The 12,321-nt window shown below is 34.3% G+C and carries 11 protein-coding genes; all 11 read left to right on the forward strand.

Annotation, left to right across the window (positions count from 1 at the left end):
* The first annotated feature begins 4 nt into the window (after window positions 1–4).
* The 11 genes from QE450_RS21660 to QE450_RS21710 all read left to right on the forward strand — a co-directional run bounded on the left by QE450_RS21660 (window position 5) and on the right by QE450_RS21710 (window position 12,310).
* Complete coding sequence (locus QE450_RS21660; protein ID WP_307302040.1) at window positions 5–5,590, forward strand: RHS repeat domain-containing protein; 5,586 nt, start codon at window positions 5–7, stop codon at window positions 5,588–5,590.
* Between the two features lie 12 nt (window positions 5,591–5,602).
* On the forward strand, window positions 5,603–5,878 hold the full coding sequence (locus QE450_RS21665; protein ID WP_307302043.1) for a hypothetical protein: 276 nt from the start codon (window positions 5,603–5,605) through the stop codon (window positions 5,876–5,878).
* 407 nt (window positions 5,879–6,285) lie between these two features.
* Complete coding sequence (locus QE450_RS21670; RefSeq protein ID WP_307302044.1) at window positions 6,286–7,059, forward strand: hypothetical protein; 774 nt, start codon at window positions 6,286–6,288, stop codon at window positions 7,057–7,059.
* A gap of 65 nt (window positions 7,060–7,124) precedes the next feature.
* On the forward strand, window positions 7,125–7,445 hold the full coding sequence (locus tag QE450_RS21675; protein ID WP_307302047.1) for a hypothetical protein: 321 nt from the start codon (window positions 7,125–7,127) through the stop codon (window positions 7,443–7,445).
* A 404-nt stretch (window positions 7,446–7,849) separates the two neighbouring features.
* The gene (locus tag QE450_RS21680; protein WP_307302049.1) at window positions 7,850–8,167 is read left to right on the forward strand and encodes a hypothetical protein; all 318 of its coding nucleotides are present in this window, start codon (window positions 7,850–7,852) and stop codon (window positions 8,165–8,167) included.
* A 448-nt stretch (window positions 8,168–8,615) separates the two neighbouring features.
* Window positions 8,616–9,026: a hypothetical protein gene (locus tag QE450_RS21685; RefSeq protein ID WP_307302051.1), complete on the forward strand. Its 411-nt coding sequence runs from the start codon at window positions 8,616–8,618 to the stop codon at window positions 9,024–9,026.
* Window positions 9,023–9,385: a hypothetical protein gene (locus QE450_RS21690; RefSeq protein WP_307302053.1), complete on the forward strand. Its 363-nt coding sequence runs from the start codon at window positions 9,023–9,025 to the stop codon at window positions 9,383–9,385. Before QE450_RS21685 ends, QE450_RS21690 begins: the two co-directional genes overlap by 4 nt.
* A 55-nt stretch (window positions 9,386–9,440) precedes the next feature.
* A complete protein-coding gene (locus tag QE450_RS21695) occupies window positions 9,441–10,157 on the forward strand; it encodes a hypothetical protein (RefSeq protein WP_307302055.1) in 717 nt (238 codons plus the stop codon).
* 139 nt (window positions 10,158–10,296) lie between these two features.
* On the forward strand, window positions 10,297–10,740 hold the full coding sequence (locus QE450_RS21700) for a hypothetical protein (RefSeq protein WP_307302057.1): 444 nt from the start codon (window positions 10,297–10,299) through the stop codon (window positions 10,738–10,740).
* Window positions 10,741–10,853: 113 nt separating this feature from the next.
* Window positions 10,854–11,570, forward strand: coding sequence for a hypothetical protein (locus tag QE450_RS21705; protein ID WP_307302058.1), 717 nt, complete (start codon window positions 10,854–10,856; stop codon window positions 11,568–11,570).
* Between the two features lie 131 nt (window positions 11,571–11,701).
* Window positions 11,702–12,310: a hypothetical protein gene (locus tag QE450_RS21710; RefSeq protein ID WP_273614513.1), complete on the forward strand. Its 609-nt coding sequence runs from the start codon at window positions 11,702–11,704 to the stop codon at window positions 12,308–12,310.
* Window positions 12,311–12,321 lie beyond the last annotated feature (11 nt).

Below are 12,321 nucleotides of genomic sequence, written 5' to 3' on the forward strand. Positions count from 1 at the left end.
CATGTTGAAACAAAAAAAAGTTTTAAGTAAATATATAATTATTGTGTTGTTAAGTATTCTTACCCTGACTACTATGTACTCACCAGTGTATGCAAAATCGGCAAATACTACGAACTCCTTAAATAGTATTAAGCCACCAAGTAAGGTAGCGCCTTCTGTAAAAATAAATATCAAACCAATAAATGTAAAAATTAATAATGTACAGAATGAAGTATACAAGGATGTTTATAGTAAAGAAGACCAAAAATTATCTATTTTAGGAGAAAAAATTGATGAAGCAGAAGCTTCATTAGAAAGCAATTCTGAGAATAATGTACAAAGGTTCTCAATGTCTTCTGAACAAGAAAACTTGGATTCCGGATCTTCTTCTCAACAAATCTTAACGATAAAACAAATGGAAGATCTAGTGACTAGTGGTGCAGAATTAATCGATATTTACTGGATCACTTACTTGTATCAACAGACTTCTATCGACCCAATGGAACTATGGACAGAATACCAGTCTAATTCATCTTGGGAAGAAATAGAAAAGAAATATACAAATCAATCTATATTTAAACCTTCGGTTACAAAAGACGTCTATACACAAGAAGACGACACAGAGTCATCAAAATTAAGTACAAAAAAACAAGAACTAAAAGTAAATACAAATCAAGTATCAATTGCCAGTACAAGTACAGCTTCAGACGATCTAGATGAAGACTATACAAGCGTTCTTAATGATCTTATTGCTCAGCAATCTATTAATCAGGCCAATAAACAACAATTTGCTGAGTATAATGATAATGAAGTAGTAGACCCTGCTTCAGGAAGCCTAACATGGAAAAAAAATCAAATGAGCTTTCCAGGACGAGATGGTCTAGATTTGAATATCGGAGTAATCTACAGTTCGAATCTTGCATCACCATATGAAAAGAAAAGTAATAAAAAAGGTAGAGGTTATGTAGCAAAAAATAATTATTCTCTAGAACAATATGATTTAGGGGTAGGATGGTCTTTTCAGTTTCCCTCTGTTCAAACAGAAGGTAATTTTCTTTACTACCATGATGGGCAAGGAGCATCTTATCAGGTAGATCAGGATAACACATGGTCTGAACCAGGATCTACAACTTGGTTAAAAAATTATCAAGGTAAAGATATGAGATTTAGAAGAGATACAGGTTCATTCTCTAATGGTCAAGATCAATCCTCTTATTATGTTGAAAACGATAGCCAAAAACGAGAGTATTTTTCTGCAGATGGTCGACTAATTGGAATAGTAGACCGCTTTGGAAATTCTATCATTTTTCATTATGCTGAGAGAAAAGTGTACAATGGCAAAAATCAAAAAGTAATCTCAAATATCACTGATACGGTTGGAAGAAATATTGAATTTCGTTATGACTCAAATTTAGAGAATACAGAATTTAATGGAGAGAATATAACAGTTGTAGCTAAAACTCCAGAAAATATTGAGCTTCAAAAAGTAATCTATACTAAAAATCGAATTAATTTACAATACAATGATACTAATGATGGCTATGCACCAGTATTGTCTAGTATTACAGATGTATCACAAGAACAGATTTCGTTTGACTATAATACTTTGCGCAGCCAATTTACATTTAGAAGTAGTCGATATCCTTTGGACACTGCAGGAGCGCAAGAGCCTTACGTTCTCCTCCAACAAATTAAGTATCCTAAATTACTTAGTATTTATGGTTATGAATCCAATATTATAAAGTTAGGAAAGAAAGGTGAAACTTTAGATTATCGTATAAACTCTAGGAAAGATCAGATGTATAAAGAAGATAGTGGAGGAACAAAACCTACATTTGATTATAACTCTATTGAATACAGCTATGTAGGGGATTATAGCTATGTTGATGAGTTGACAGAGGATTATAGATATTCGAGTACTAAAAAAATTCACAGTACAACAGCATCAGATGGATTAATCACGACTACAACATTCAACAACAAAAGTAAAATTATTTCTATTGAAACTAAATCGCCTAATGGTGAAAGCCAAACGACAACCAATGAAGATTTTGATTCTATTTTTAAATTAAAACCAACAAGAACGAAAGTTGTAAAACAAGATTCAAGTGGTACAGATATTCGGTATAGCGAAACAATCTATAATAACTGGGGTAATGTTCAAAGTCAGACCGATGCTTTAACAGATAGCGACTTCAACAACGCTACAACCAAAGCTCAACACACTATCAACTACACTTATGAAGACACTTATAAGCAACTTGCTAGCAAATCATGGTACCAAGATGCTAACAAACCTGTGAGTGAAAAGTACATTTACACCGCAGACGGTCGCCCGCAAAGCACAACCAATACTGCTGGTGAAACGACAACGTATAGTTACGAAGCTTCCCCTTTGAATGCTCATCAGATTCAAAAGGTGACCGTATCCAAACCTGTCCGTTCAGGAGTAACATCTACCACCACAACAGCATACGGAGAAGCAACAAACTATGCTTATCCGACAGAACAGACACAAAGCATAACCAATATAGCCAAGGACGGTAGCAAAAATACACAAGTCATTCGTCAACAGACCAAATACGATATGGGCACAGGCTTGCCTACCCAACAAATCGACAGCAACGGCAAAGCCACGACCACAACATACGATGCACTAGGTCATCCGGTCAAAATTGTATCGCCATCCATCACCAACTTGGATGGAACCACCTATGCGGTGGAAGATCAATATGGCTATACCAATCGCGCGTATAGCACCGAAGCCGATAGCACCAATGCAGGCATCTTAACAATGCGTGTCGATGCGATTCGTCAATACACCAACACGGCTACAGGAGCCGTTACCGTACTGAGTCGTCAATCGTCGTACTATGATGGATTTGGATTTTTGCGAGTAGATGAGACGTACAACGAAAGTAACGGCTGGACGCGTTCTCAGTATCATCCTGACGATCAAGGACGAGCCATCTATGCGATCGATCCACTAGGGAATACGCAAACCGCTAGTTATAATGCATGGGGACAACAAGTCGAAGCGACCGATCCATATGGCAACCTGTATATTACAGCCAACCATATGACCCAGCGAAAAAACAATCATTTTGCGATTGCCGCCGCCGATGTATCTGCTTACCGTGCGAATGCAGATAACCGTAGTATTCGTCTCAATGCAGTGGAACAATCTTATGATGTCTACGGCAATCTAGCGACAACGACTGCATTCAAAGACGGTGCTTCTCAAAGCCAACCGATTCAAGAAAGCTACACCTATGATCTACAAGGCAACATCCTAAGTTATACCGATCCGAACCAGACGAAAAACAGCAATGGAGTCACCAGCAACTATACCTATGATGCTCTAAATCGACTGACTGCGGTGCAAGATGGGATCGACCAGACGACTCGTTATGCGTACGATGGTACAGGCGGGCTAACGAAGATCACTGTGAACGACTCTGCTGGCAAAAGCGAAACATTATACACCAAAGCGTACAACGAAGCTGGACAACTGACCGACAAAACCGATACGTCAGGCAAAAACACAGCCAATAGCTATAGCTCTCGTGGCTTAGTCGAAGAAATGAGAGATCGCAATGGAACGATCACCAACTACCAGTACGACGAACGAGGTCAACGTACGGTAGCGACACTAACCGCAACCAACGGCAATACCTTACAAACGAAAACCATTTTCGGTAGTGGCGGTAACATCCTAACCGACCGACACGAACTGTATCTAAACGGCACCAAAACTGCCACCCAGACCAGTACGATCGACAAACAAGATCGGATCACCAGCCTGACTTCCACAGGAACGAACCAATACAGTTCCCGTCTGGACGTCGCTTACGATACGCTTGACCGCATCATCAATCAAAAGAACAGCTTGTCCGGCAGTAGCTTTTTCACCAACTATGGCTACGATAAGCTTCGTCTGAGCCAGATTCAGACCAACGGCGCACAGACACGCAACACCGCTAAAGCGAATAATGTAAATTACGAATACACGCCACTCGGGATGGTACAAGCAATCACGTTTCCAACGTTAGCGGATGGCAGTGTGCTCAAAGAAAGCTTTACCTACGATGCACTCAACCGTTTGAGTCAGATGAGCAATACCAAAGGCAGTAACACGTTGTCTGCTTATAGCTACACATACGACAACAATGGCAATATCCTTACGGTGAGTGAAAGTCTAAACGGTGGGGAAGCGAAAACATCCACCTACACCTATGACAAGCTCAACCGCTTAGCGACGGTGAAACGAATCGACGGAAGCACTGCAAGCTACACGTACGATCTACGGGGTAACCGGAAAACGCTGAGTGACACACAGGAAGCGACAGCGACCAAAGAATCCAATTATAGCTATGATCTAGATAACAAACTGATTGCAGCAACGATTGACGGTACGAAGACCACCATCGACTATTTACCGGACGGACTCCGTTCTCAGAAAACGACAGGCACAGCGACTACCCAATACGGCTACAACGGTAGTGGACAAGTGGTATCTGAAAAAGCAAGCAACGGCAACTCTTCGACCTATATCCGTGGCGATCGAGTACTGGTGAAAAAAGACCAGAGTGCAAGTAAAGACTATTATTACCTGTTCAACGGACATGGGGATGTGGTGCAGATGGTCGATACCAGTGGTGCGATTGTAAATAGTTATGGGTATGATGAGTGGGGTAACATTGCTAAGCAACAAGAGACGGTAGCGAACAGCTTTAAGTATGCAGGCGAAGCGTATGACAGCGAGACGGGATTGTATTATCTGAAAGCAAGATATTATGACCCGAGTCAGGGACGGTTTTTGAATGAGGATAGTTATGAGGGGCAAATTACAAATCCGTTGACGCTCAATATTTATGGATATGTGAGTAATAATCCTTTAGGGTATACTGATCCTAATGGTCATATGGAAGCAGAAGTCGGCGTAGGAGCATCTGCATATCCAGAAGGAGATTTATACAAAATAGTTTCTTCCAATTCCGCGAAGTCTATCATAAGCGTTCGTTCTGGAAGTAAAACAGATCAAGGAGCATTGTTAAAGCAACTCCTAGCACCGGGATCAGGTAATATGTTCATCGAATCTGATTCTAGTAATATGACTCGTAATCAGTTTGAATATTTGTATAAAAAAGCTATTGGGAACAATCTAAAATCAGCAAAATGGGCACTTTATAAATTAGATGATTACTTTATTAATGGATCATCCGATTGGTTGATAGCAGGAGCAGAGGCAGGAGGATTTGGTGCAGCAGGAGCTGCTGGTGGAGGAGCAAAAGGAAATAATACTGGGTTGAAAAATATTACAGGATTAGATGATGTTTTAAATAACCCAAGTAATTTAAAAGGTGTCACCCCAAATGAGGTTTATAAATATTTGAAAGATAACAATTATAATCCAGTACCGTTAAGTGGAGGGAGTTTAAAGGGGATATCATTTGAAGACGGGGGTGGGTTTAAAGTGAATTGGGGAGGAGATAGAATATTACAATACCATCCAGCAGGTAAGCGTCATGGTGGGGAAGAATATTGGAAATTATCATCAGGAAGTACAGGAACAAATAGATACGATATGAACGGAAATGAAATTGAATAGGGAGAAAAATTGATGGATTACAAAATTGATCAAAAAGTTAAATCCTTAATTAAGGATTTAGGATTTCAAGAAATTATATTAAAAGAATCAAATATGTATTTATGGTTTAATAAATACTATAAAATCACTTTTTTGGAAGATTTTCAATCTTATGTTATTGAATGTGCAGAAAGCTTAGAAGATGCTGAAAAAGGCTTATTTGAAGATGGTGATTTATACCCTCTTTCCTTAGGAGAAGATTCCTTAATCAATATATTGCGTCTTGACTTAATAAAATATTATCAATAGATTAGAAATTTAACAATTTTATTAAATCGGCTAGCCGTTGTTCTTTAAAAACAACGACTAGCTTTTTATTTTTTTGCAATTAGGATTCCCAATTTAAATTTTTTTAAAATAAGTATCGAAAGCAACTATTGTATAATCTACGTGGGAACCGGAAAAAGCTGAGTAATATGCAAGAAGCGACAGCAACTAAAGAATCCAGTTATAGTTAGTATCCTGATGATCGCTTAATATCGGCTACGATCGATGAAACCAAAACCAGTATAGACTATCTCCCGAATGGCTTACGTTTCCAAAAAACAACAGGCACAGTATCGACTCAGTATGGATACGATGCTTAGAACAATGTCACTTCTGAGAAAGTCAGTAGTGATGCTCAATCGACATATATCTATGGTGACCGTATTCTGTTGAAAAAAGACCAGAGTGCAAGTAAAGACTACTATTATCGGTTCAACGGACATGATACCAGTGGTGCGATTGTAAATAGTTATGGGTACGATGAATGGGGTAACATTGATCCTTTACTATATACAGATCCAACAGGTCATGTATCGTATAAGGGATTAAATGGAGTTTTAAGTGATGCGATCAGAGGAACTACGCCCGCAGGTGTAAAGGTTACAAATGATCTAATTGCACAATCTATTATAGATGGAACTGGTAGAGGAGGTATTTACTTAGCCTTTCACCAAATTGCTCAAGTTCAAGCGGGTAAAGTTATTCATCAAACGACAGGACAAAATACTACTCTTGAATTAGAACTTGGAAACTTCCGAGTAGACATTGTTTCGGGTAAACAAATGTGGGAAGTGAAGCCAGGAGAATGGAGCTTCTTGGATGGATTTGGAGGAGAGGGGATGTATGAGAATGCGGAAAAACAACTAGCTAAATATGAAGAAACTGCAAAAGCTGAAGGCACTCCGTTAAAAAGAGGATTTTTAATGGAAAATGCTATCCAAACGCATATTTACGGAGATTTGAACATGCAAGTTAGAAGTATAGATCAAGGCAAGATTATATATGAGTTTTATTATAATATTGATGGTAAAATATACTGGACTACTACTGGTGGAGCAAGAGATTATATTTCTGATAATTTTACTTTTGCTTCGGACATATTAGAATCAGAAGTACCTGGACCAAATAATGAATACTCACCTAGTAAAGGAAAGAAAAAATGAGAACTATAAATTATTTCTTTTTAATCCCTATTATAATTATACTGCTATCGAATGGAGTTTTTAACATGAACGATGAGTCGAAAATCTCTGAGAATCGAACAGGCTTTTATAAAGATTCTTTAGAAGTAGTAGTCATTTTTGAAAATTGTATTAGAGATCAGAGAACATTGTTAAGGTCAGAAATTAATAAAATAAATAGTTATCTGAACAAACATGAAAAAGTTGATTCTCCAGTAATAGAACATATAAATCGCTTATTTCTTGATTTTATTTACATGAGCCGCTTATATAAAACTATGACAGAGGATGAGCAAGAAAAATTTTGGGATTATTCGGATAAGTATTTAAAAGAAACTAAAAGAGAATTAGATTTATTAGAAAAATAATTATAAAGAATCAAGAAAAGAAAATTAAAATATTTAATCATGCTCTTAGATGATATGTAGCCACCATATAGTATATTAACTGTATGGTGGCTACATAATCAAAAAGAATAATATAGAATGAAATCACATTAATATTAATTACCATACTATAACAAAATTAATTTTGAGAATTTCTGAATATGAATCAACAACCGCAGCACTACATATACTATAGTAAAACTTATTTCTAAAATGACCGCATCCAAGAAAAGATGATTTCTACCTCTTCGAAATACGGAAATTTCAATTACGAAATAGAAAATAAAGAAGATTTTTTGAGAGTCTAATCATTATAAAAATGATCAAAAAGGAAGAAAACGTTGATGAACCAAGTTTCATAAATTAGGATTTACCGGAGACACTATATGAAAAATGAGGTACACCTAAAAGAGAATAAAGAGCAATTTTATTCAGACTCTTTAGAGATTGTAGATTTATTTGAATCTTGTATTTTAGAAAAAAATAAATTATCAAGATCAGATATTAATAAAATAGAAGCATACTTGAATAAATATTCTAAAATAAAATCTTCTGTAAAGGAAGGCATAGTTGAAGTATATGTGGATTTTCTGTTTGCAGGTCGTCAATTCTCTAATTTAAATGAAAAAGATGCAGAAAAATTCTTATTGTATAATAGCAATCATTTAAAAGAGATAAGAAAAAACATAATGGATAAAAGATAGATGATTTTTATTTGTTCTAGTAAATTGAGGTGTCCTATGGGTAATCAAAATGTAAATTCTTCTCAAATAGAAGGGAAAAATTTTGGTGAAGATGCTTTATTATGTAGTAGATCTTTTGAGACTTTGTATAGAAAAAAAGAGAATTTACTGAAGAAGTAAGACTAGAAATCAATCGCTTTTATGAGACTTCTTAAAAATCAAAAGATAGAGCAAGTGTAAAGAAAATTTCTAGTGTTTACATGGCATTTTTAGGGGAGACAGACTTTAAAAATATAGACAGTGAAAAAATGATAAATTATTAAAAGGTTTATTACAAGATTTAGACGAAGTTGAAGAAACTATTGAACAGTTATAATAAATTGAGTTGCATTGTAATAATCCGGTTTCTTGTATATGTCAGTTTCGAATGTAACCTTAGTTGCTTATTTTTAAATGTGGAGGAGAAAATTTGGATAAGACTATAACTTTGAAAAAGATAATGTGTAAGCCTCTTATGAAATTGGGATTTGAGTATAATAAAGAATGGAAGTTTATTCGTAAAAGCAACGGATTTGCTGAATACATTTCTTTAGATCAGAGCCAATGGCAAGACAATGTAATAAGAGTTTATTTTTCAAATGGAGAAAAAACCGTAAGTGCAAAAAGACTAATAGGTGAAAAAGCCAATGATTGGTTTGAATTTCATGATGAGAAGTCTTTAGAAAAAGTCTTATTGAGTATTTTAAATATTACAGAAAAATTAGGATTACAATGGTTTAAAGAAAATGTGCCTAAAATTACTTTTTGCCCGTTTCTAGTTGAGATTTTGCATGGAAAACATCAAGAAGAACTAGAGACTTTTTTAGTCAGACTTTGTTGAAGAGAAATGATCCTACTTCTCTTATACACGCAGAAAGTTTTTTATTAAAGAATTCGAACGAGAAAGATATAGCGAAAATTAGTTATTTCTTTGGTGAATTAATTATTTGTAATTTAAAAGGAAAATGGGATATTGATGAATTTGGAGTTCCCATTTTAAGCCATATTGGAGGAAAAGAAGGTATGAAAAAAAATCCTTATAAAATTGTGTCTCGATTTATAGTTAATCCTCAATTAAACGATCTTATAGGGCATTATAATAGTATTAAATTTGATAAATTACATATGATTGAATGTCGAGTTATAGCACTAATCGAAATTTTCACTAATTTAATATATAAAAATAAAAGATTGGTATAACAGTTTTCTTCTCAGAATTCACTATGGTTCCCTAGATTAGAGGAGGATTTATATCATGAGTATAAGTAAAATGATTGAACAAATAATGGGAGATAGGCTCAAAAAACTAGGATTTAATTATGAAAAGTCAGAAAATCTTTGGCTTTTCATCAGGAAAAAAAGTGGAACTACAGAAGGAATTCAAATTGATAAAGGTAAATGGCAGAAAAAAGCATTTAGATTGACCTATTATAAAGATGGAAAATCTATAGATAGTTTTCAATTTTTAGGTGGACCTATCACGCAGCAGTGGCATTATTGTGAAGATCAAGAATCCGCTCAAAAAATAATAGAGAAATTTTTGGAGATTACTGAACAATATGGTTTACCTTGGTTTGAGGAAAATGAAGCTAAATATATAAAATCTGATCAAAATATTTTAAGTCAAGATTTTACTAATGAACTGAAAATATTTATAGAAGAATATAAGCTTTATTATTCAGATCCTAATTGTTTAAATAAGATAGAACAAATCTTAAAACAAAATCCTACGCTTGAAAATATTTCTTTGGCAAACCGTTTCTTCGGAGAATATATTATTCATCAATTAGGGGCTGAATGGGATTTTCGTCCTAATAATGAAATTTATTTGAATCATATTGGTGGCATAAAAAACTTTAATAAAGGAACATTTCGAATTATTGATAACTATATATCTGACCCTAACATGCATTCGATCAATAAAAGTTATCTGACTATAAAAAATACAGTAGAAAATATTAAATCATTTTAAATTATTTTATTGAAGAAGCTATATCAACCATTACTACATGTGATTAAAAATTTGGGGAAAGTTGAATCTTTTTCAAATGTATTAGTAGTATTACTTTAATGTGTTTCTAATTCTTCACAATTATTTAGGGAGGAATACAATGATAAGAAATAGTGTCTCCATCTATAAAAACAAGAAAAATAACAAAATTTTTATAGTTCCTTCAGGATTTCTAGAAAATGGCATACGAACTATGATCAATAAGCCTATTATTCTAGGTGAGCATTACAATGCAGAAATATTAGGAGAAAGTTTGAAAAAGGGTTACGATATCATTTCGAATCAGGAGTTTCAAAAAGAAGATATCGGAGTTTTAGTGGTTAATGAAGTCACCGGGATTAAAAGTTTTTCAAGTTTTTCTAAGCAATATTTTTGTGTTTCTTCTGGTTATGACTCCATGAATGGATATGATTTTTACTCATTGATAAGAGGAAAAGATGGGTCATATATGTATCCAGCTAACCCTTTCATTGAACTTTCGCCAGATGCTGATTATATCAGTATTGGAGAAGCTATTATTAAAGCTTTTGAATCGTGTGAGTAACATGATGAGTCCAACTGAGGCATAACTCAGTTGGACTCATCCATCATTTAACAGACAAATTTTTACATAATGAAAATATAGTATTATCTTTATCAGAAGATAGGGAGGAAAACATGTTACAGTTGCACACTATAATACTTTGGTCTAAACCAAAAGAAAAAGATTTTGAGAATTTAGCTAAAACCGCTTATAGAATAATGGAAGTGTTAAAAGAATTTGGTTCAGAGGTAGAGCCCAAATATCTAACAGTAAATAGAAAAAAAGATGCTGTTCCTTTTGAATGGAGTTACGAGAATTTTAGAAATACTTTAAAAAAGGGAGTAAACAAAGAAGGAGATGTAGAGTTTCCTGAATTAGGATACTCTATTGATTTTTTTTCATCTTTGGAGTCTCACCATTCTTCAAGTATAAGAATGAAAATAGGAAATCAGAATTCCGAATTTGTTGATAATTTAGTGATTCAATTTCCTAAATTCTATTCTCTCGAAAAAATAAATCAAGATAAAGATAAGATCAAAGTGTTATTTAACCAATGTATTCATCTATTTCAACCTTATTGGGGATGTATATCTAATAGTGTGAACATAGATAGATTTGATAATTATGCTAAAAATGATAAACCCTCAACCTTGCATTGGCTAAATTATTGGGGAGAAGATATATTAAGAAATATACCAGCCATAAAAGCTATGTCTGTTCCTGTATATTACACTGAACCGATAGAGAAAGGTTGGTTTATTCAGTTAAAAGATGACCCACTAGACGATACATTAGAGGAAGATGTTCAACTCCAAGCTGAAGCTAACAAATATTATGGTCTTTTAAGTTGATTCACTGAATTTTATTATTTAACTTAATTAAAATGAGATAGCTGGAGAGGTTAATAGGTTTGAAATATCTAATTCAACAATATTCATTGAATTAAGAAAGAACAACAATTTAATATTTTAGTACGTTATTCATGAATAAGCTGGAGGTGCTACAGATAGAATATCAATATAAGATGATGATCCCTCCATTTGAGATGGATGAATATTCAAAATTAACTAAACAACAAGCGCAAGAGTACTTTGATTGGTTTACAACACAAATTCCAGAGAGAATTGAGATATTGTTAGGAGCCATAGAATCATCCGGTGAGAAAAATTTAGAACAATTTGATATGACACCAGAATCATTAAAGCCACTTTGGTCATGGTTAAAGAAGAATATAAAAACTACACCTAAATCTCAGGCTGAAATGAATGAACTAAAAAGAACTCTACCTAATTGGATATTTGAAGATGTAAATGACTGGAAGCTTGATTCCTCAACATTGGTATTGGCAATGGATGTATCTTTATATTTTGCTGAAGTCTTTCTTAAAAATTATTCAAATCTATATTGGAATATATTAAGCAAACCTAAATCGCATGTTGATCTTAATAAACCTGTTATTATTGGTTTTAAGAATGCACCCTTATATCCTCCTAGAATTATCCGTAATTCATGTAGTTGCTATGCAGAAGGGGATTCAAGTAAAAATTTACTGTCCTTATATGAAGTTTGGAGAAATTTTATAAAAATATAATGACGTAGTGC

Origin of the sequence: Paenibacillus sp. SORGH_AS_0306 (genome assembly GCF_030819345.1) — a bacterium.
Classification (GTDB): domain Bacteria; phylum Bacillota; class Bacilli; order Paenibacillales; family Paenibacillaceae; genus Saccharibacillus; species Saccharibacillus kyungheensis.

Excerpts from the sequence above, each read along its gene's own strand:
- QE450_RS21700 (WP_307302057.1), top strand. The coding sequence starts at position 10,297 with ATGATAAGAAATAGTGTCTCCATCTATAAAAACAAGAAAAATAACAAA.
- QE450_RS21710 (WP_273614513.1), top strand. The coding sequence starts at position 11,702 with ATGAATAAGCTGGAGGTGCTACAGATAGAATATCAATATAAGATGATG.
- QE450_RS21680 (WP_307302049.1), top strand. The coding sequence starts at position 7,850 with ATGAAAAATGAGGTACACCTAAAAGAGAATAAAGAGCAATTTTATTCA.
- QE450_RS21665 (WP_307302043.1), top strand. The coding sequence starts at position 5,603 with ATGGATTACAAAATTGATCAAAAAGTTAAATCCTTAATTAAGGATTTA.
- QE450_RS21705 (WP_307302058.1), top strand. The coding sequence starts at position 10,854 with ATGTTACAGTTGCACACTATAATACTTTGGTCTAAACCAAAAGAAAAA.
- QE450_RS21675 (WP_307302047.1), top strand. The coding sequence starts at position 7,125 with ATGAACGATGAGTCGAAAATCTCTGAGAATCGAACAGGCTTTTATAAA.
- QE450_RS21695 (WP_307302055.1), top strand. The coding sequence starts at position 9,441 with ATGAGTATAAGTAAAATGATTGAACAAATAATGGGAGATAGGCTCAAA.